This window comes from Nocardia sp. 852002-51101_SCH5132738 (genome assembly GCF_001665695.1).
GTDB lineage: Bacteria > Actinomycetota > Actinomycetes > Mycobacteriales > Mycobacteriaceae > Nocardia > Nocardia nova.
Map to the genome: position 1 here is coordinate 1 of NZ_LZML01000023.1, position 21,037 is coordinate 21,037.

The following is a 21,037-nucleotide window of genomic DNA, read 5'->3' on the forward strand; positions in this document are numbered from 1 at the left end:
CCACGCACCCTTCGCGGTAATCCCCATCGCCTTGTGGTCATACCCCGCCGAACCACCCGACGCGAACGCATCACCCAACCAGAAACCGTATTTCTTGGCGACGTCGTTGGCGATATCGGAGAATGTCGCAGTCCCCTTGTCCGCCGCGACCACCAGATAGGTGTCGTCACCGTCGCGGCGCACCACCCGCGCCGGCGGAATCACCTCACCGCTGGCGTGATCGACATTGTCGGTCACATCCAGCAGACCGCTGATGAAGGTGCGATAGCACTCCACTCCTTCGCCCTGCAGGGCCTGGCGGTCGGTTGCCGGATCGCCACTGGGCGCCGGCGGGCGTTTCACCACGAACCCGCCCTTGGCTCCGACCGGCACGATCACCGCGTTCTTCACCGCCTGCGCCTTCACCAGACCCAGAATCTCGGTCCGGAAATCCTCCAGGCGATCCGACCACCGCAAACCACCACGCGCCACCGCGCCGAAACGTAGATGGACGCCCTCGACCCGCGGGGAATATACGAAGATCTCGAACTGCGGCCGCGGCCGCGGGAGCTCCGAAATCGCGTGCGGCTCGACCTTCAGCGACAGGTAGTCACGCGGCAACCCGTCGGCGTCGACGACGTAGTAGTTGGTACGCAGCGTGGCGGTGACGACACCGAGGATGGCACGCAGAATGCGGTCGGCATCCAGGCTCACGACCTCGTTGATCCGTTCCCGCACTGCCGGACGCAGCTCGTCCGCACGATCCGCGGAGGCCGAATCGGGATCGAACATGGCCTCGAACAGTCCGACGAACAGCTGCGCGATATCCGGCGAGGCGAGCAGAACGCGAGCGATATTGGCCTGACTGTACGGAAAGTCCGCCTGCTGCAAGTACTTCGAATAGGCGCGCAGAATCGACGCCGACCGCCACTGCAGTCCGGCCCGTAACACCAACTCGTTGAGGGGATCGCTTTCCGCCCGGCCGTGCCAGAGGGCGTCGAACGCCTCGGTGAAGCGCTCGCGTAATCCACGTTCCTGCGCGTCGAGGAGATCGAGCCGGTCGGCGGTTTCCACCAGCTCCGCATCCATGTTGCGGTCCAACGACATTCGCAGCAGGTCGGGTCGGGCCTGCAAACCGAAATCGTAGATCCACGCCCTCCGGCCGTCGCCGAATTCGACCTCGTAGGGCCGTTCGTCGACCACCTCGACGCCCAGGCTCTGCAACAGTGGCAACACCTGGCTCAGCGAAATACCGCTGCCGACGTACAGAGTGAATCGCCATGACCCGGGCGCGGCGTCCGGCCTGCGATACAGATGCTGATCGATGGTCTCGCCGGCGAGGCGCTCCAGCCGCACGATGTCGGCCAGCGCCCGGGAAGGTCCGAAATCCTCCTTGTACCCGTCGGGCAGTGCGGCCGCATACCGTTGCACGACAGCGGGATCCAGCACGGTGGACCGAGCCACCTCGTCGCGCAGATGATCGTCCCAGGTGCGGCTGGCCTCGGCGAGCATATTCTGAATCCGCAACCGGTTGGCCTCGGAGGTATCGACCCGAGTGCCCGGTTCGGGCAGATGCACGGTGAAGTACACGCTGGCGAGCTCGTTTTCGGACACGCGCGCCGAGTAGTCGATCGATACACCGCCCAACTCGCGAACCAGGATGTCCTGGATCTCGAGCCGAACCCGGGTGGTGTAGCGGTCGCGCGGCAAATACACCATGGCGGCCACGAAACGACCGTAGGAATCCTGGCGGAGGAACAGCCGCACCTGTCGACGCATGCCCACGCTGAGCACGGCGCTGGCGGTCCGCCGCATCGTGTCGATATCCGAGGAGAACAACTCGGTACGTGGGAAGGACTGGATCACCTCGAGCATCGCCTGGCCCGAGAACGATTCGAGATCGAATCCGCATTGTTCGATCACGGTGCGCACCCGGCGCGCGATCACCGGAATATCGAGCACGTTCTCGTGCAGGGCGGCGACGGTGAACACACCGATGAACAGATGTTCGCCGACGACCGTGCCCGAGGCGTCGGTTTCCGCGACACCGATGAAATACGGATAGACCGAGCGGTGCACCGTCGCCGGGACCAGCCCCTGGGTGAGCATCAGCAGCGGACGCCGGCCGCCGTCGCCCGGAACCTGGAAGTCGGTCCCGACGTTGGGTCGCAGGACACCGAGGCAACTGTCCGGCACGACAACGGATTTCGCTTCCGCACCGGTCGCGGGGCGACGCTGGAAGCGGGCGTAGCCGAGGAGGGTGAAATGCCCGTCTGCCAGCCAGCGGAGCAGATGCGCGCAGTCCACCAGGTCCGTGACCGGGTACGGCGAGGATCCCGCATCCGCGGTCCGGATCAGCTCGCGGGCGAGGCGATCCTGCACCGCCCGCATCGCTTCGGTATCGCCGATGACCTGACGTACGTCGGTGAGCACATCGGGCACCTCGGCCTCGATGCGCTCGAGGACGTCGCGGCTCGTGGACGGATGCAGCTGCACGTGAATCCAGGATTCGCGCAAGCCGGTGACACCGTTGCCGTCGACCTCGTGCGGGGCCGCGGAATGCAGCCGTCCCTCGTCGTCGCGCATCACCTCGAAGATCGGATGGATCACTTCGCTGACGGTGGCGCCGATCCGGGTCAGGGCCGAAGCCACCGATTCGACGAGCAGACGCATATCGTCGGTGACCAGTTGCACCGCCGCCCCGATGCCGCTGCCGTCGTCGGGGTGGTACACCCGCACGCGCGCCGCGCCCGGGGGACGTTGCAAGCCCAGTTCGAGATGCCTTCGGAAGACCAGCGCCGAACTTCCGGTGATCGCACAGTCCACATCGCCGGCATCCACGTGACGGAAGTACGCCGATTCGAGCGTTGCGAGTTCTCCCCGCAGCGGCTCCGGCAGACTCTCCGCCCACGCGTTACTGGACAATTCGGACGAGACCGTCATTTTTTTCGCCAACTCCCTCGGATTCGGTTCCGCAACAAAGTGACGCCGGGGTCGAGAGTAGCTGGGTAGCCGAGGCGCCGGGGTGTATTCCTTCTAAACCCTCGGCGACGCTCAGCTACCTCGAACGGGCCGGTTGGTACGCCCGTGTTCGCAGCCTACGCCGAGACCCGGGTAGGCCGCGATGACGTTGCGCCCCTGAGAGATTGACGCACGTCCGGGTGGTCGGTCGACTGCGCGAGCCGAAAGGTCAGTCGCGAGTCAGCTTACGGTGAGTAACGCGGTGCGGACGGGCCGCCTCCGGGCCCAGGCGCTCGACCTTGTTGGCCTCGTATGCCTCGAAGTTGCCCTCGAACCAGAACCACTTGGCCGGATTCGAGTCGTCGCCCTCCCACGCGAGGATGTGGGTACACGTGCGGTCGAGGAACCACCGGTCGTGGGAGATGACGACGGCGCAGCCGGGGAAGTTCTCCAGCGCGTTCTCCAGCGAGCCGAGAGTCTCCACATCGAGGTCGTTGGTGGGCTCGTCGAGCAGGATCAGGTTGCCGCCCTGCTTGAGGGTCAGCGCCAGGTTCAGGCGGTTGCGTTCACCACCGGACAGCACACCGGCCGGCTTCTGCTGATCCGGGCCCTTGAAGCCGAAGGCGGAAACATAAGCGCGCGAAGGCATCTCCTGATTGCCGACCTCGATGTAGTCGAGCCCGTCGGAGACCACCTGCCAGACCGTCTTCTTCGGGTCGATGCCGGCGCGGTTCTGGTCGACATAGCTCAGCTTCACCGTGTCGCCGACCTTGACCTCGCCGCTGTCGGGCTGCTCGAGTCCGACGATCGTCTTGAACAGCGTCGACTTACCGACACCGTTCGGGCCGATCACGCCGACGATGCCGTTGCGCGGCAGGGTGAACGACAGATCCTTGATCAGCTGCCGGTCGCCGAACCCCTTGTCCAGGTGCTCGACCTCGACCACCACATTGCCCAGGCGCGGGCCGTGCGGAATCTGGATCTCCTCGAAGTCCAGCTTGCGCATCTTCTCCGCTTCGGCGGCCATCTCCTCGTAGCGACCGAGGCGGGCCTTGTTCTTGGCCTGGCGAGCCTTGGCGCCCGAACGCACCCAGGCCAGTTCCTCCTTGAGCCGCTTCTGCAGCTTCTGGTCCTTCTTGCCCTGAACCTCGAGTCGCTCGGCCTTCTTCTCCAGGTAGGTGGAGTAGTTGCCCTCGTAGGGGTAGGCCCGGCCGCGGTCGAGCTCGAGGATCCAGCCGGCGACATTGTCCAGGAAGTACCGGTCGTGCGTGACCGCGAGGACCGCACCCTGGTACTGGGCCAGATGCTGTTCGAGCCAGTTGACGCTCTCGGCGTCGAGGTGGTTGGTGGGCTCGTCGAGCAGCAGCAGATCAGGCTTGCTCAGCAACAGCTTGCACAGCGCCACCCGGCGGCGCTCACCGCCGGAGAGGTTGCCGACCGGCTCGTCCGGCGGCGGGCAGCGCAGTGCGTCCATGGCCTGCTCGAGCTGGGAGTCGATATCCCACGCGTCGGCGTGGTCCAGGTCCTCCTGCAGCTTGCCCATTTCATCCATGAGCTCGTCGGAGTAGTCGGTGGCCATGAGTTCGGCGATCTCGTTGAAGCGGTCCAGCTTCACCTTGATCTCGCCGAGGCCTTCCTCCACGTTGCCGCGGACGGTCTTCTCCTCGTTCAGCGGCGGCTCCTGCTGCAGGATGCCGACCGTGGCTCCGGGCGCCAGGAAGGCGTCACCGTTGTTCGGCTGGTCCAGTCCGGCCATGATCTTCAGCACGCTCGATTTACCGGCGCCGTTCGGACCGACGACGCCGATTTTGGCGCCCGGAAGGAAGTTCAAGGTCACATCGTCGAGGACGACCTTGTCGCCATGCGCCTTGCGAACTTTCTTCATCTGGTAAATGAACTCAGCCATGTAGGAAAGCCTATCGGTGTCGGAACCAGTGGGTCGAAACGGAGGACCGCGCGAGCGGAGCAGAGGTAACGGTAGTCATCCGGCGTCGGCGGCCGCCGCGGAGACCGGCTCGACCGTAGTCGATCCCTCGCCCGTGGCAGGTCCGGACTCGCCCGGCGGCGCCTGTGGCACCGCGTCGTCCCCTTCGGGGACAACGTGTAGGTCCGGGCCGGAGTTCCGGGCGCCGCCCCGCCGCAGCACCGGAGCGGCACAGCGGCCCAGGTCGGGCCCCAGCGCGGCGGCTCGCATCTCGAGATCGTGGCGTTGCACACCTTCCCTGGTCCGGTACTCGTTGGTGCGCAGCTGACCGTAGGCGATGATCGGATCCCCTCGACGGATGGACGCGTCGACCCCCTCCACCAGGCGGCGCCAGCAGGTCACCGTCAGAAACAGGGTGCCGCTGTCCACCCAGCCGCCGGTATCGCGATCGAAGCGGCGGGCATTGCTGGCCATCCGAAAGCTGATCACCTGTTCACCACCCGGCAGGCTCCGCCGTACGGGATGTGTGACGACGGTGCCGATAACGGCGGTATTCGCCTCGTACATGGTTGTCCCCCTTCGCGATTCGACTGCGCCCCCGTCCGCGGCGCCCTCGGCCGACGTGACCTACTCAGCGTCGCCGATGCCGCGACGCCTCACCAGCCCCGGATGCGAATATGTGGACAACTCGCCTGGGTGTGAACAGGCCCCGTTCCGGAGTCCACGTGGTCAGAGGTTGCTCACGTCCGTATTGGCGCCGCACAGCACGATCACCGGCCGCTCGCCGGGCTCCGGGACATAGGCCCCACTCTGTACCGCGGCCAGGGCGACCGCGCCCGCCGGCTCCACGACCAGCCGGAATTCCCGCCACAGATATTCGCGTGCCATCGCGATCGCGTCGTCGCCCACCAGGACCGAGCCGACGCCGTAGCGAATCGCGGTATCGAGCGCGATATCGCCGATCCTGCTGGCGCCCAGCGCATCCGCCGCGATGCTGTCGACCGGCACATCGACCGGGCGCCCCGCCGACAGCGCCGCGTACAGCGTCGGCGCGCCCTTGGGTTCGACGCCTATCACTCGTGAGCGCGGGCCGAGCGCGATCGCGATACCGGCCATCAGGCCCCCGCCGCCGACCGCCATCAGCACCGGCGGCCGTCCGCGCACCTGACGCTCGATCTCGAGCCCCACCACACCGGCCCCGGCAACCACCGCCGGCAGATCGTAGGCGTGCAGTTGCAGCGCGTTCCGCTCCGCGGTCACCGCGTCGGCGTGGCGTTTGGATTCGGCATAGGTCGTTCCGTGCCACAGCACTTCCGCGCCGTATCCCCACATCGCCGCGACCTTGGTGTGCGGTGCGGTTTCCGGGACGACGACGGTACAGGCGCGGCCGCGCAACGCGCAGGCCAGCGCCGCGGCGATCCCCGCATTGCCACCGGAGGCGATCACCACCGGCCGGCCGTCGTCCTCCGACTGCAGCAGCGCGTTGAGGCTGCCCCGCACCTTGAACGTGCCGCCGTACTGCAGATGTTCGAGCTTCAGAGTGACCTTGACCGGCCCCTCGGGACCGGCCACCTCGGTGTGGAATACGGGCGTGACCCGCACGTCGTTACCCAGCCGCTCGCGGGCGGCCCGGATATCGGCGCGAAAAAGGCGCGGAATCTGCGCGGGCGCCTCGGTCACGGTTTCACCTCGCGGTCACGTTTGGCCAGTTCGGCGAACATGGCGTTGTGCGCGGCGAGGGCGGCGTCGTGGTCGCGCTCGGCGGCCCGGTCGAAGCGCTTGGCCGTGCGGTTGTCGCTGCGCGACCACTGCACCAGCAGCGCCAGCATCACCAGGACCAGCGGAATCTCACCGCTGGCCCAGGCCAGCCCGCCGCCGGTGCGCTGATCGCCGAGCAGATCGGTGTTCCAGCTCAATCCAAGCCCGCGATAGAACCACTCGCCCATCACCGTGGTCATGCTCATCAGCGCGACGCCGAAGAAGGCGTGGAACGGAAGCGATCCGAACACCATGCCGACCTTCGTGAGCGGCTGGACCTGGCGCGGTTTGGGGTCGATACCGAGAACGACCCAGTAGAACAGGTAGCCCGACACCAGGAAGTGCAGATTCATGGCCAGATGGGCGCCGTGCTCGCCGACCACCGCATCGAAGATGCCGCCCAGATACAGCGCGTAGAAGCCGAGGATGAACAACGCCGCAGCGACAGCCGGCTGGGTCAGGAAACGCGAGACCGGGTTGTGTACCGCGGCCAGCACCCATTCCCGCGGCCCGGGCGGTGCGTCGCGGCCGGCGGCGGGCAGGGCGCGCAGAGCCAGCAGCACCGGGCCCCCGAGTGCGAACAGCACCGGCGCGAGCATCGACAGCAGCATGTGCTGGGCCATATGCACGCTGAACATGGCCGGGGCGTACCGGCCCACCCCGGAACTCGTCGCGATCAGCAGCACCGCACAACCGCACAGCCACGCCACGGTCCGCCCCACCGGCCAGGCGTCGCCACGTGCGCGCAGGCGCCGCACGCCCACCAGATACAGCACCGCCAGCACGATGGCGAGGGTGCCGAACATGATGTCGAAGCGCCAGTCGAACAGGATGCGGCCGACGGTCGGCGGCCCGGCGAGGTTGTAGCCGAGTTCGACCTCCGCGGGCGAGGGCACCCGTTTGAGATCCGGCGGCGGGGTGCGGCCGAGCCCGACGGCCAGGCCGATCGTGGCCGCGAAGATCAAGATCTCGACTCCGGCGTAACTGATCAAGGCCGAGCGGTCGCGGGGATTGTCCGCCAGCGCCGGAAGGGCGCGGCGGCGCTGGAGGAATCCGGCGACACCGAGCAGGCAGAGTGCGACCGTTTTCGCGATTACCAACCGGCCGTAGGTGGTGGTGAACAATTCGTCCCACGGCACCCGCACCCAGGCGTTGAGCACACCCGACACCGCGACGACCGCGAACGCGCACGTCGCCACCAGGGAGAATCGTCGTGCGGCGAGACCGGTGTACTTTCCACCGCGTATGGCATAGGCGAGGACCGCGAACAGTCCGCCGACCCACACGGCCATGCCGACCAGATGCAGGATCAGGCTGTTCGTCGCCACATCGTGGGCGCCACCCGACGACGAATGTCCGGTCAGCGCAACCGGAATCAGGCACAGCAGCGACCAGGCGAACAATACGGGTGTCCAGCCCCAGCGCAAGGCCAGCCGGCAGCCGATGGCGAGCAGAATCGCCATGATCGCGGTGGCGCGCCAGGATCCCGCGACATCGACCTTGCCGATGGCATGCCAGATCTGATCGGGCCGCAACACCGAGCGCACGGGCTGGCCGGTGGTGTCCGACAGCGTCAACGGCACCAGCAGAGCCGAGGTCACCGCCCAGGCCAGCGCCGCGATCCCGGCGCGACGCAGGGCCCGGTAACCGCCGACATCGAGCAGACCATCGCGCTGCGGTGGGCACAGGAAGGCCGCGAACAGCAGCGACCCGACCGCGATCGCGGCCGAGAAATCGGCCACCGCCCGCACTGCGGGCAGGCCGTAGGTGGTCAGCGGGCCGGGATCGGGAATGCCGAGCAGAGTCAGCGCCTGCGCCGCGGACAGACTCACCACGATCGGCGCGACCAGCGCGGTCAGACCTACCGCCACCACCGCCAGCACCGGGAACGCCGTCGCCTCCGGCCGCACGGCCTGGGGGTCGGCTTCGACGGGCGGGTCCTGCGGTGACGACATACTATTCAGCGTAGTTGGCGGCCCACCTCACAGCCTTCCCGGCCCGAATCCGCCCCGCTCGCTGTGACGAGGGCGACAGTCGTCCACGGCGTTGTCGATGACCAGCACCGATCTGGACGCTCGCTATAATCAACTCGCTGGACACGCTGCCCTAAACCGGGCATGGTGTTTGGTACTGCCATGCCTCCGTAGCTCAGTTGGATAGAGCAAGGGCCTTCTAATCCCTAGGTCGCAGGTTCGATTCCTGCCGGGGGCGCTTTACCACTCTGACCTGCGTTTATTCCGGGTTGGACTGTGGTTACCCACTCGCTTCAACGGCTAAACACCCAGGAATTTTTGCGGAAGGTCGGTCGCCGGGCGAGCCTCGCACGCCGACGGGCAGTCAGCACCGCATCCCACACCCCCGAGCCTCCGGCCGCCCTTCGGCCTGTGCGTCCCGCCGGGAAAGCCTGCGTTAGCCAGCCAGTCGATTATTCGTGGTTTCAGGCAGGTATCGGCCGCTCTGTTCCGGTTTCCCACCGGATGCCAGCTGATAGCCTTCCCTCTAGTTGTCGCCGGGCGTTCCACTCGTGGAAGGGGGTGGCGTGCACGATCCCGATCCACCGTTCCGGCCGATCCACCGGAGCGACGGGTATCTCCCGCTGGAGGACTACGGTCTGATCGGAGACGGTACGACGGCCGCGCTGGTCGGGATGGACGGTTCGATCCCGTGGCTGTGCCTGCCGCGCTTCGACACCCAACCGCTGTTCTGCGGGCTGCTCGACCATGCCCGCGGCGGCCACTTCACCGTCGCGCCGGCCGATCCTTTGGAAGGTCGCCAGCGCTATCAGCCGGACACCGGAGTGCTGGAAACCGAATTGCGCAGCGCCACCGGCGTTCTCCGAGTGACCGACGCCATGGTGGTGCGCCCCGGCTCCGATCTCGGCGACGACGCGCCCGCCGATCGCTCGGAACTGGTTCGCTCCGCGATCGTCGTCAGCGGGCACGTCCGGGTGGCGGTCGAGATCGCGCCGCAGGGGGGTGCGCAGTTGCGGCCGGTGCTCAGCGGGCTGGAGATCCGGGTCGCCTCGCAACCGAACCTGCGGCTGCATCTGCGCGCCGACCGGCCGCTGGACGGCGTGCACACCACCTTCGACCTGGTCCAGGGCGAGCGGCTGGAGCTCGTGCTGTCGTGGGGGCGCTTCCACCGCCACCATCGCTTCGACGCCGCGGCGATGCTGCGCCACACCGCCGACGCCTGGCGCTCGTGGATGCGGACGTGTGTCTACGACGGTCCCGAGCAGGCACTGGTCCGGCGCTCCGCGATCACGCTCAAACTCTGCGACCACTGGGTGAGCGGATCCGTCGTGGCGGCACCCACCTCGTCGCTGCCGGCGCCCATCGGCGGCGTCCGCAACTGGGACTATCGCTACGTCTGGATCCGCGACGCGTCGTATGCCGTCTATGCCTTGCGCCGCATCGGTTTCCGCAACGAGGCCGACGCCTTCCTGGGCTGGGTGCTCGACGCGTTCGAGCGCAGCGGCGAGCCACGCATCATGTACGACATCGACGGCGATCCGGTTCCGGACGAGATGGTGGACACCGGCCTGGAGGGCTACCGCGGAAGCGGGCCGGTGCGCTGGGGCAACGGAGCCACCGACCAGCGCCAGCACGACGTCTACGGCGAGATCCTCGACTGCGCCGACCAATGGCTGCGCACCGGCGGTGAGTTGCAGCCGCTGCTGTGGTCGAATCTGTCGGATCTGGCGGAGGCCGCGGGCCGATCGTGGCAGGAGCCGGACCAGGGCATCTGGGAAGTGCGCAGCCCGGGCCGGGTTTTCACTTATTCCGCGGCGCTGTGCCAGGTGGCACTGCACCGCGCCGCGTCGATCGGGGAACGATTCGACCTGCCGGGTCCCGTCGCGATGTGGCGCAGTACCGCGAACGAGATTCGCGAGGCGATCCTCAAGAACTCGTGGGACGAGCGGGCCCACACCCTCAGTGCCCATCTGGACGGTGGCGGCGAGTTGGATGCGAGTTTGCTGGCGCTGCCGCTGCGCCGCGTCGTGCCCGCCGATCATCCACGCATGACGGCGACGACCGAGGCGGTGGCCGATCGGCTCGGAGCCGGCGACGGACTGCTGTATCGGTACCTGCACGACGAATCACCGGACGGCCTGCCCGGCAACGAGGGCGCGTTCGTCCTGTGCAGTTTCTGGATGGTCGACAACCTCACCGCGCAGGGACGGCTCGAGGACGCCGAGCGGCTCTACACCTCCCTGTGTGCCCGCGCGAGCACCGTCGGCCTGCTCGCGGAGCAGATCGACCCGACGACCGGCACGTTCATGGGTAATTTTCCGCAGGCGTTCAGTCATATCGGCATCATTTCCAGCGGGGTGAAACTCGCGCGAGCGAAGGCAGGTGCGACATGATCACGCGTCTGGCCGTCTTCGGCGGCACCGGTGATCTCGCTGGGCGCTACCTCTTGCCGGCCGTGGCCGCCCTGTTCCAGGCCGGGCATCTGGACAGCCGTTTCGAGATGGTGTGCGCCGATCGCAAGGGCCGCAGCGACGAAGAGTTCCACGAGTGGGTGGTAGCCCAACTCGAGGAGCATGCCGCGGAGGCGCCGCCCGACGCCCGGAAGGCGGTCGCCGCCGCGACGCGGTACCGCAGGGCCGACATCCAGAACGCCGACGAGGTGGCGGCGGCGATCGCCGGCGACGGTCCGGTGGCGGTCTACCTCGCCCTGCCCCCGGCGGTGTTTCCCGCCGCGATCACGACCCTGCACGAGGTGGGACTGCCCGCGGGCAGCGGGATCGTGCTCGAGAAACCGTTCGGCGAAGACCTCGACAGTGCCGAGAAACTGAATCGGCTACTGGCCGATCTGGTGCCCGAGCGAGCCGTCTTCCGCGTGGACCACTTCCTCGCCATGACCACGGTGCAGAATCTGCTCGGCAGCAGGCTGGCCAATCGCGTCCTCGAATCCATTTGGAACAGCGCGCATATCGCCAAGGTGGAGATCGTCTGGGACGAAACCCTCACCCTCGAGGGCAGGGCCGGATACTACGACCACGTCGGCGCGCTCAAGGACATGGTGCAGAACCATCTGTTGCAACTGCTGTGCCTGATCGCCATGGAACCCCCGATCACGCTGTCCGAACGGGACCTGCGCGACCGCAAGGTCGATGTGCTGCGCTCGGTGCGTCCGCTGACCGATGCCGATGTCGCCGCCCGCACGCGTCGCGGACGGTATCTCGCGGGACGGATCGGCGATCGCGACGTTCCTTCCTACGTCGACGAGGAGGGCGTCGACCCGCGTCGCCGGACCGAGACCTTCGCCGAGGTCGAACTGACGCTGGACAGCTGGCGGTGGTCGGGAACGACCTTCGTGCTCCGCAGCGGCAAGGCACTCGGGACCGATCGCAACGAGGTCGCCGTCCATTTCCGCCCGGTCCCGCATATGCCCTTCGGCCATCAGGGAACGCCGGAGCCCAATGTGCTGCGGTTCGGGCTCGACCCCGAAAGCCTGTCGCTCGGTCTGACGGCCGTCGGCGCCACCGCCGGGACCCTGGTGCCGCTCACTCTGACCGCTCAGGTGCAACCGCCGGAGTTGCCGGCCTACGGCAGGCTCCTGCTCGACGTACTGAACGGCGACCCGGCCCTCTCGATCCGCGCGGACGAGGCCGAACAGGCCTGGCGCGTGGTGACTCCGATCCTGTCGGCGTGGTCGCGCGATGTGGTGCCGCTCGACGAGTATCCGGCCGGGTCGCAGGGACCGGCCGGCGCCGATCACAGCGAATGATCACCTGTGCCCGCGCAGACGCCCCGCCGGACGGTCCCGCCCTGCGTCGTCGTGACCGGAGTGTCGGGAACCGGCAAGACCACGACGGCCCGGCTGCTCGCCGCACGGCTCGACCTGCCGTTCGCCGACGCGGACGACTTCCATCCGCCGGCCAATATCGCCAAGATGACCGCCGGCATCGCGCTGAGCGACGCCGATCGCGAACCCTGGCTGATGTCGGTGAGCCACTGGCTGCGCGACCGCCATCTCCGCGGAGACGGCGGTGTGGTCGCCTGCTCGGCGCTCAAACGCCGCTACCGCGACATCCTGCGCTCCGCCGCGCCGGAGACCGTCTTCCTGCTCCTGATCGCCGACCGGGAAACCCTCAGCGAACGCATCTCCCACCGCCACGGCCACTACATGCCGGTGTCGCTGCTCGAATCCCAGCTCGCGACACTCGAACCGCTCGAACCCGCCGAACGCGGCCTCATCCTGCACGCCGACCGGACGCCGGAAGCCGTCGCCGACCAGGCCGTCGCCTTTCTGACCGGATGATCTCTTCCCACGCGGTGAGCGATGCTCGAAACTGTCCCCGGAACGCCTGCGGCCCACCACATCCGTGATGTGGTGGGCCGGGTTGTGTCGTGATGGGTGGTCAGCCCGCGCTACCGCTGGCCCCCAGCGCAGCCAACATGTCCACGAGCACAGTCAGAAAGTCCATTCGGGTCTTACCTTTCGATTCAGCGGAGGGTGCCAGCATGCATGCCCAACGTTGCCGCAAGGTTATGCGCCGGTGAAGTCGAGTCGCCCGGGTGAGAATGGAATATCCAATAAGTGAGATTGATATTCTTATCCCATGACTGACGATCTCGGTGCGGCGGGGCTGCGATTCGAGCGCGACGGCGTGATCGGATGGTGCGTGATCGACCGGCCCGCAGCACGCAACGCGCTGACGCCGGCGATGTATTTCGGCATCAAACGTGCGGTGCACCTGGTCAATTCGGATCCGGATCTGGCGGCGTTGATCATCACCGGGACCGATGACGTGTTCGCGCCGGGCGGCGACCTGGGCGGGCGCGCCGAGCCCGGGGATGCGTTGCCGCCGGAGCTGTCGGGTCAGGATGTGCTGCCCTTCCTCGCCATCCGTGACAGCCGCGCTCCGGTGGTGTCGGCGGTGAACGGGATCTGTCAGGCGGGCGGTCTGCTCATCGCGATGATGTCCGATATCACGGTCGCCAGCGAGCGGGCGGTGTTCCGGGTGCCGGAGCTACTGCGCGGCATTCCCGACGCCACCTACGCCGCGGTGCTGCCCGCCCATGTCGGCGTGGCGGTGGCTCGGGATCTGCTGTTGTCGGCGCGGCGATTCGACGCGGACGAAGCGCGGCGACTCGGCGTCATCAGCCGGGTGGTGGCGCACGAGCGGCTGCGCGAGGAGGCCGTCGCGGCCGTCTCCGAAATCCTGCAGACCGCACCGCAGGCCCGCGCCCAGGTGAAACGCATGCTGAACGAGCGCTACGGCAGCATCGACTATCAGACCATGTTCCTCGCCCTGGAAACCTCGCCGGAACCGCGGGAGGGAATGCGCGCCTTCATGGAAAAGCGCGCGCCGCAATGGATTCCCGAGGGGCTGCCCACGTCCGGCGAGCGCAGGCCTCAGGGCAGCATGCCGTAGGCGCGGGTGGGACGCAGACGCGCGATCACCCGGCGGTCGGCGACCATCGCGCGGCGATAGTCCGCCCAGTCCGGGTGCTCGCCGCTGAGCGCCCGGTAGTAGGCGATCAGCTCCTCGACGGTGGCGTCGTCGGCGGTCGCGGCCACCGGGGTCAGTTCGACATCGGCCTCCAGGACGGCGTAGCCCCAGAAGTCGTCACGGGTGACGTGCAGGGCCGCCCACGGCTCCCGGCGCAGATTGGCGTATTTGGCCCGGTCCGCCGTGATGGAGATCCGGATGATGCCGTCGGAGGCGACCCAGTGGGTGACGTTCGACAGCTGCGGATGCCCGTTGCGGCGCAGGGTGGTCAGGACGGACCGCGAGGTCGTACGGGCGAAGTCGAGCGCGGTGTCGAGTTCCATACGCGCTGCAACCCCGGCCGCGCGGACACTGTTCCCGCACAGCCGCAACTCATTCCGACGGCGCGGCGGCCCGTGGCGCCGAGTCGGGCAGATGTACCAGCACCAGGCCGATGCCGGCGATCAGGAAGTTCTGCAACGCCGCCGAGGAGGCGTTGACCTCCTTGTTCGCCCACATCCGGAACCACTCCCCGCCGACGGTCAGGAACGCCCCCGCGAACAGCAGCACCGCCATCGTCCAGCCGATACTGGACAGCTTCGCCGCGGTGCCGGGTCGCACCGGCACCCGGCGTGGCCGCCCGCTCAGCTCCCGCAGCCAGCAGGCCGCGGCGACGAGCAGCACGAGAGCGATCGAGAACTCCCAGATCACCACGAGGATGTAGACGACGAGCGCGATGTCGCCGTTGGTGAGGGCACGCCAGTCGGTGCCCGGATTGTGGATCGTGGCCCGCATCGAGAGCACGGCGGCCACGCCGCGGCGATTGGTGACGGTGTCGGTGCAGTTGGTGATCGCGACGAACAAGTAGTAGAAGCCGGTGATCGTCGCGAGTACCGCCACCGCCGTCCGTCGGCTACCGAGCACGTCGAGAATTCCCGCACCGCCGATTCGCATGATGCTTACCTAAACGGTTCGGCGAAACCGCGTCAACCGCAGCGGCTTCCCATCAACGACCAAGTGCGAAGGGGCTTTTCGCCGCCGGGAGCCACAGCCGGTGCTAGGTTCGATCGGGTTCGCGGGCGACGAAGGTGATCGGCAGGCTCAGGGGCGAACGGGTGAGACCGGCGTGATACCGAATCTCCGCCCCGTCCCGGACGGCGATGTGATCCATGCGCCGCACGATCTCCTCGAGCGCCACGCGCAGGTTCAAACGGGCCAGGTTGGAGCCCGCACAGCGATGCGGGCCGGCGCCGAAGGCGAAGTGGCGGTTGCGAGTCCGGGTCGGGTCGAATCGGTCCGGATCCGGGAATTCGCCGGCGTCACGATTGGCCGAGGCCCAGTGGATGAGCATCTTGTCACCGGATTCGATGACGTGGCCGGCCAATTCGGTGTCGCGCACCGCGGTGCGGCCCACCGAGACGAACGGCGAATCCAGCCGCAGCAGTTCCTCGACGGCCTTCGGCATGAGCTCGGGGCGTTCGCGCAGCAACTGCGGGATCTCCGGTTCGCGGCAGAACCGCTCCACCATCAGTCCGAGCGCACCGGCGGTGGTTTCGAGCCCACCGAGGATGAGAAGTTGTACCGCTCCGATGGTTTCGTCCTCGGTCAGCGGCACGCCGTCGATCTCGGCGGCCAGCACCGCATCGACCACATCTCCGCGCGGCGGTTGCTCGCGCCGGGCGGCGAGAAAGCCTTTGACCCAGGCGTACAAGCCCTTCCAGCATTCGCGCGATTCGGGATGATTCGGAATCGACGACCGAGAAGCCAGTCGCGACACCGTATCGAGTTCGTCGGCGGGCGCGCCGATGGCGAGTTCGAAGAAGGCCAGACTGGGCAGCGGCCGCGCGAAGGCGTTCATGAATTCGCACTCCCCGGCGGCGAGGAAACCGTCGAGCAGGCGGGTGACCAGATCGCGCGTCGGCTGTTCCCAGTCGGCGACCGCCGCGGGGGTGAAGTACGGGGTGATCAGGCTCTTGTAGGCGCGCTGTTCGGGCGGATCGACTTCGACAGGCAGATTGCGCACCACCCCCTTGGTGCCCGTGACCGACAGACCGTGCGCGGAGCTGAACACCGACCAGTTCTGCGCCACGCTCAGCACCTCCTCGTATCCGGAGGCCACCCAGAATCCGCCGTAGCGGTCGCTGTGCGCCACCGGGCACAGCTCACGCATGCGGGCCATCGTCTCCGGCAGTGTGGCGGCGAGTTCGGGTGCGAGGTGGTCGAACTGGCGCAGACACCAATCATCGGGCAGGCGTACGCCATTCGGCGTTGTCTTCTCCATGGTTTCCCCTGGCGGCTCGGGCACCGAGTGGGCGCCAACTCACAGTAACAGGGTAAGTGATCACTTTCTAGCGGATGACCGGAAGCCGTGACCTACCATGTGTTAGTAAGTTCTTACTCACAACCTGTCCGGCGGCGGCCGCTCGATGTGCCGTGGTCAGGAAGGATTTCCATGTCGACAAGCACCGGAGCAGTCGCTTCACTCCCCGCGTTCCTCGACGGTCGCACCAAACGCCTGCTGATCGGCGGCCGATGGGAGGCCGCGGCCTCGGGGCGCACCTTCGTCAGCATCGATCCCTCCACCGGCGCGGTGATCGCCGAACTGGCCGCCGCCGATGCCGTCGATGCCGACCGCGCGGTCACCGCGGCCCGCTCGGCGCTGGTGGGCCCCTGGCAGCACTTCTCCCCGCGCGATCGCCAGGCCCTGCTGTGGGCGTTCGCGGACAAGGTGCAGGAGCACTTCGACGAACTGCGCCTGCTCGAATCGCTCGATATGGGTTCGCCGCTGGGCCGCCGCCGGCCGGGGTCGCGCGCCTGGGAAGCCGAGGTGTTGCGGTACTACGCGGGCTGGGCGACCAAGATTCACGGTGAGACGCTGCCGAATTCGATTCCGGGCTCGGTGTTCAGCTATACGGTCAAGGAGCCGGTCGGGGTCGTCGCCGCGATCGTGCCGTGGAATCGCCCGGTCGCCAACGCGGTGTGGAAGATCGCCCCGGTGCTGGCCACCGGATGCACCCTCGTGCTCAAACCCGCCGAGGAGGCGAGCCTGGCCGCGCTGCGGCTCGGAGAACTGTTGAGCGAGACCGGGATTCCCGACGGCGTGGTGAATATCGTGACCGGCGACGGTGAATCCGCCGGCGCCGCGCTGACCGTGCATCCGGGCGTGGACAAGATCGCGTTCACCGGATCGACCGCGGTGGGTCGCGAGATCATCCGATCCTCCGCCGACACCCTCAAACGCGTGTCGGTGGAACTGGGCGGAAAATCTCCCGACGTGGTCTTCGCCGATGCCGATCTGACGAAGGCGGTTCCCGGCGCCGGAATGGGCGTGTTCTCGAATTCGGGCCAGACCTGTTGTGCCGGGACCCGCATCTTCGTCGAGCGGCCGATCTACGACGAATTCGTCGACCGCCTGTCGGATTTCGCGCGGTCGCTCACCGTCGGCAACAGCCTGGACCCGCGCACCCGGATCGGCCCGCTGGTCTCCCGGCAGCAACTCGACCGCGTATGCGATTACCTGGCGATCGGCCCGGACGAGGGCGCGCGCACCACGGCCGGTGGGGCGCGCATCGATATCGGCGATCTCGCCGCCGGCTATTTCGTGGAGCCGACGGTATTCGCGGATGTGCGCGACGAGATGCGGATCGCGCGCGAGGAGATCTTCGGTCCGGTCGCCTGCGTGCTGCCGTTCGACACCCTCGACGAGGTGGCCGAGCGGGCCAACGATTCCGATTACGGCCTGGCGGGCGGAATCTGGACCCGCGACATCGGCACCGCCCATCGGCTGGCGGCCCGATTGCGGACCGGCACCGTCTGGGTCAACACCATGCTGCTGTTCGATCCGGCGGTGCCGTTCGGCGGATACAAGATGAGCGGATACGGACGCGAGATGGGACCGCATTCGCTGGAGGAATACCTCGAGGTCAAATCCGTGTGGATCGATACGGATTGACCGTTCGCGCCGGTGCCGCGCAGCGAATGCCGAAGGGGCCGAGCGATATTCGCCGGCCCCTTCGGCACGCCGGAACGACTCGATCAGCTACGCAGCAGCCGCCCCGCAGCCGTGTCGGCCACATCCACTCCGTCACGGCGCGTCTGGACGCCGTTGACCCACATGTGCGCGACGCCGGTGCTGCGCACGACGAGCCGATCCGCTCCCCCGGGCTGATCGTGCACCCGCTCGATCGGGGTCGTTCCGACGGTCGCGGGATCGAAGGCCACCAGGTCGGCGAAATACCCCTCGCGAATCAGCCCGCGCTCGCGGATGCGGAAGGCGTGCGCGGGCTGACCGGTCAGGCGCCACACCGCGTCTTCCAGCCCGATGGCCTTGCGCTCGCGCACCCAATGTCCCAGCAGATGGGTGGAGTAGCAGGCGTCGCAGAGCTGACTGGCGTGCGCGCCCGCATCGGACAGGCCCAGGATCGTGCGCTTGTCGGCGAGCAGATCACCGATCTCGTCGTCGCCGTCGTTGTCGAGGACCACGCGGAAGCGCGTCGACATCCCGTCGGCGAGCGCGACGTCGAGCATCAGGTCGAAGGCGGTGGTACCACGCTCGGCGGCCAAGCGGTCCAACGGGATTCCCACCGCGGCGGGATCGGCGACGGTTTCCTCCACGGCGACCTTGGGCCACCGATGCGCCCATGCGGCCAGCGTCGCCGGGCGGGCCCGCTCCCGCCATGCCGCGTCCCGGTAGAGCGCGGCGCGTTCCTGCCGCGGCCGGGCGAGGACTTCCTTCCACTCGTCGATCTCCCCCAGCGGCGTGGGGTCGGCGAGGCTGACCTGCATCACGATGGGCCGGCAGGCGATCTGCGGGTACACCTCACCGGGCAGCGCACCGCCGCGCTCCACCGTGCGCATGGCGGCGCCGGGTTTGTCGGCGCGCGCCACCAGCGCTGTCCAGGTGACCGGAATGCCGTAGCGCACGGACAGATCCGAGAACTGGTTGACGAACATGCCGGGCCCGATCGACACCTGCAGGATGCCCTTGCCCACCGCGCCCAGTTCCGCCGCCAGCGCGTCGACCTCGTCGACCTCAGCGAAGCGACTGGGCACCGGGCGGCCGAACGCACCCTGATGGGCCGGTTGGCGGGAGGTGGACAGTCCGACCGCACCGGCGGTCACCGCCTCACGGACCAGCGCGCGCATGGTGTCGAGTTCCGCGGGGGTGGCGGCGCGTTCCTCTCCGCCCAGGACGAACAGCCGCAGGGGCGTATGTCCCAGGAACGCACCGACATTGAGCCGCTTGCGGCGCCGCTCGAGGGCATCGAGATACTGCGGGAAGGTCTCGAAGCACCAGTCGATGCCGGCATTCAGCGCCTCCATCGACATACCCTCGACGTTTTCCAGTGTGCGCACGATGATTTCGCGATGCGGCGGCCGGGTCGGCGCCACCCCGAAACCGCAATTGCCCATGATCACGGTGGTGACACCATGCCAGCAGGAGGGCGTGAGATCGCCGTCCCAGAGGATCTGCGCGTCGTAGTGGGTGTGGATATCGATGAAACCCGGTGTGAGGGTGAGCCCGTCGAGATCGACGATGCGCGTGTCCGGTCCCGGCGTCAGCTCGCCGGGCGCGCCGACGGCGGTGATGCGGTCCCCGGTGATTCCCACCTCGGCGGCCCTGCCGGGGTCGCCACTTCCGTCCACCAGCCAGGCGCGGCGCAGCAACAGATCCATGGGTCCTCCCGGAAAGTGTGAATCGGCAAGGGGGTCGGGCATTCTCACGCCCGGCGGGCGACGGCCAGCGCGTCCTCGAAACCGCGGTGCAGATGCTGGGGGGCGGGCTCGTTGCGGCCGAACACGATGGTGTCCAGCACGCCTGCCCGGATACCGGGCTCGGTCCGCGCCGCCACCCAGAAGTCCTCCCCGTCGACCACGGTCTCGCAGATCCAGGGGGCCATCTCCACGGCCTTGGCCCGTTCGGACTCGCTCAGACCGGGGCGCAGATATGTGCTGTGCACGACTTCGGAGGAGTTCGCGTCGACCGGGACGATCTGCCACAGCTCCACGTGCCGGCTGTCGAAGGTGAGGCTGGTGTTCGGAAACAGCGCGTACTGCAGGCTGATATGGCCCATCACGTCGCCCCACTGCTCGTCGGGCAGCTCGCGCAGTTCGTCGATCGAGCGCAGTGCGGAGCAATTGCGCAGATGCCGCCCGAACGGTTCGAAGGTCAGCACGCCACCGTAGGCGTATTTCGCCAGGGTCCGGCGGTGCAGAAAGCGGAAGTGGTAGTTCTCACGGAAGGTGTCGAGGGTGACCTTCCAGTTGGCCCCCACGCGGTGCACGTGCGGTTCGCCGTACAACTCCCAGTCCGCGAACTCGAGCACCGCCAGTTCGTCGGCCAGGCCGGGGCCGAGATATTCGTCGATGTCCACGGCAGGCCCCGGGCGCAGCGATCCGACGATCAGCCCGTACCCCTCGCTGACGGGCAGTTCGACAAGTCCCTTGCGCTCCAGGCACATTCCGGTGAAGGCGTCGTCCACGGGCACGGCGACCAGGCGGCCGTCGAGATCGTAGGTCCACGAGTGGAACGGGCAGGCGAACCTGCTGCGGGCGCCGCCGCCGTCGACCACTCGCACGCCGCGGTGGCGGCAGGCGTTGGCGAAGGCGCGGACGTGGCCTTCGTCGTTGCGGGTCAACAGGATCGGGACGCCGCACAGGTCGACGGTGCGGTAGGTGCCCGCGTGCGGAAGCGCGCCCGACAGGCACAGCACCAGAGGGTGGCCGCGAAACAGGACGTCGAATTCCTCGGCGTGCCGCTGGGTCGAATAGATATCGGTCGGCAACTCGAGGATTTCCGGCGCCAGATCGGTGGTGCCCTCGTCGATGTGGTCGAGCAATCGGCGCGCGAGGCTGTGTTCCAGCGCTTGCCTGTCCATAACACACTCCACCCGAAACTCCGGACCCGAAGGACGGTCACCTCGGAGCTTAGTAGGTGATTACTTACTCCGCAAGGAAATGCGAGAACCCGG

The 21,037-nt window shown here is 67.7% G+C and carries 15 protein-coding genes and 1 tRNA gene; 6 read left to right on the forward strand and 10 right to left on the reverse strand.

What is annotated here, in order from left to right; genetic code table 11:
* The 5 genes from A5789_RS02630 to A5789_RS02650 all read right to left on the reverse strand — a co-directional run.
* Nucleotides 1-2,922 (reverse strand): NAD-glutamate dehydrogenase domain-containing protein (locus A5789_RS02630; RefSeq protein ID WP_193615541.1); only part of this gene is annotated, 2,922 nt, incomplete at its 3' end.
* A 247-nt stretch (nucleotides 2,923-3,169) separates the two neighbouring features.
* Nucleotides 3,170-4,846: an energy-dependent translational throttle protein EttA gene (ettA, locus tag A5789_RS02635; RefSeq protein WP_030517883.1), complete on the reverse strand. Its 1,677-nt coding sequence runs from the start codon at nucleotides 4,844-4,846 to the stop codon at nucleotides 3,170-3,172.
* Nucleotides 4,847-4,921: 75 nt separating this feature from the next.
* Complete coding sequence (locus A5789_RS02640; RefSeq protein WP_082857342.1) at nucleotides 4,922-5,431, reverse strand: single-stranded DNA-binding protein; 510 nt, start codon at nucleotides 5,429-5,431, stop codon at nucleotides 4,922-4,924.
* Between the two features lie 162 nt (nucleotides 5,432-5,593).
* The gene (locus A5789_RS02645) at nucleotides 5,594-6,544 is read right to left on the reverse strand and encodes a threonine/serine dehydratase (RefSeq protein ID WP_082857341.1); all 951 of its coding nucleotides are present in this window, start codon (nucleotides 6,542-6,544) and stop codon (nucleotides 5,594-5,596) included.
* Nucleotides 6,541-8,577, reverse strand: coding sequence for a cytochrome c oxidase assembly protein (locus A5789_RS02650; protein WP_063017507.1), 2,037 nt, complete (start codon nucleotides 8,575-8,577; stop codon nucleotides 6,541-6,543). The genes A5789_RS02645 and A5789_RS02650 overlap by 4 nt, the downstream gene beginning before the upstream one ends.
* A 182-nt stretch (nucleotides 8,578-8,759) precedes the next feature.
* On the opposite strand from A5789_RS02650, the gene A5789_RS02655 reads away from it, so the two are divergent.
* The 5 genes from A5789_RS02655 to A5789_RS02675 all read left to right on the forward strand — a co-directional run bounded on the left by A5789_RS02655 (nucleotide 8,760) and on the right by A5789_RS02675 (nucleotide 14,009).
* Nucleotides 8,760-8,833, forward strand: a tRNA-Arg gene (locus tag A5789_RS02655).
* Nucleotides 8,834-9,161: 328 nt separating this feature from the next.
* Nucleotides 9,162-10,988, forward strand: a complete 1,827-nt coding sequence (locus tag A5789_RS02660) for a glycoside hydrolase family 15 protein (protein ID WP_064906475.1) — start codon at nucleotides 9,162-9,164, stop codon at nucleotides 10,986-10,988.
* Entirely contained in the window at nucleotides 10,985-12,358 is a 1,374-nt protein-coding gene (locus tag A5789_RS02665) for a glucose-6-phosphate dehydrogenase (protein WP_063017497.1), read from the forward strand. Before A5789_RS02660 ends, A5789_RS02665 begins: the two co-directional genes overlap by 4 nt.
* A 6-nt stretch (nucleotides 12,359-12,364) precedes the next feature.
* Nucleotides 12,365-12,892, forward strand: a complete 528-nt coding sequence (locus A5789_RS02670; protein WP_064906473.1) for a gluconokinase — start codon at nucleotides 12,365-12,367, stop codon at nucleotides 12,890-12,892.
* A 301-nt stretch (nucleotides 12,893-13,193) separates the two neighbouring features.
* Nucleotides 13,194-14,009, forward strand: coding sequence for an enoyl-CoA hydratase/isomerase family protein (locus A5789_RS02675; protein WP_064906469.1), 816 nt, complete (start codon nucleotides 13,194-13,196; stop codon nucleotides 14,007-14,009).
* Here the strand turns inward: A5789_RS02675 and A5789_RS02680 are convergent.
* The 3 genes from A5789_RS02680 to A5789_RS02690 all read right to left on the reverse strand — a co-directional run bounded on the left by A5789_RS02680 (nucleotide 13,991) and on the right by A5789_RS02690 (nucleotide 16,347).
* Nucleotides 13,991-14,410 (reverse strand): PPOX class F420-dependent oxidoreductase, encoded by a 420-nt coding sequence (locus A5789_RS02680; protein ID WP_064906467.1) that lies wholly within the window; start codon nucleotides 14,408-14,410, stop codon nucleotides 13,991-13,993. The two genes, A5789_RS02675 and A5789_RS02680, sit on opposite strands and share 19 nt — an antisense overlap.
* Before the next feature lie 49 nt (nucleotides 14,411-14,459).
* The gene (locus A5789_RS02685) at nucleotides 14,460-15,020 is read right to left on the reverse strand and encodes a DUF2165 domain-containing protein (protein ID WP_063030408.1); all 561 of its coding nucleotides are present in this window, start codon (nucleotides 15,018-15,020) and stop codon (nucleotides 14,460-14,462) included.
* Nucleotides 15,021-15,123: 103 nt separating this feature from the next.
* On the reverse strand, nucleotides 15,124-16,347 hold the full coding sequence (locus A5789_RS02690) for a cytochrome P450 (RefSeq protein WP_064906465.1): 1,224 nt from the start codon (nucleotides 16,345-16,347) through the stop codon (nucleotides 15,124-15,126).
* Nucleotides 16,348-16,518: 171 nt separating this feature from the next.
* Here A5789_RS02690 and A5789_RS02695 point away from each other — a divergent pair, with 171 nt between their 5' ends.
* Complete coding sequence (locus A5789_RS02695) at nucleotides 16,519-18,018, forward strand: aldehyde dehydrogenase (RefSeq protein WP_064906463.1); 1,500 nt, start codon at nucleotides 16,519-16,521, stop codon at nucleotides 18,016-18,018.
* An 83-nt stretch (nucleotides 18,019-18,101) separates the two neighbouring features.
* On the opposite strand, the gene A5789_RS02700 is transcribed toward A5789_RS02695, so the two are convergent.
* A complete protein-coding gene (locus A5789_RS02700; RefSeq protein ID WP_064906461.1) occupies nucleotides 18,102-19,742 on the reverse strand; it encodes an amidohydrolase family protein in 1,641 nt (546 codons plus the stop codon).
* A 44-nt stretch (nucleotides 19,743-19,786) separates the two neighbouring features.
* Nucleotides 19,787-20,944, reverse strand: a complete 1,158-nt coding sequence (locus A5789_RS02705) for an aromatic ring-hydroxylating dioxygenase subunit alpha (RefSeq protein ID WP_064906460.1) — start codon at nucleotides 20,942-20,944, stop codon at nucleotides 19,787-19,789.
* Between the last annotated feature and the right edge of the window lie 93 nt (nucleotides 20,945-21,037).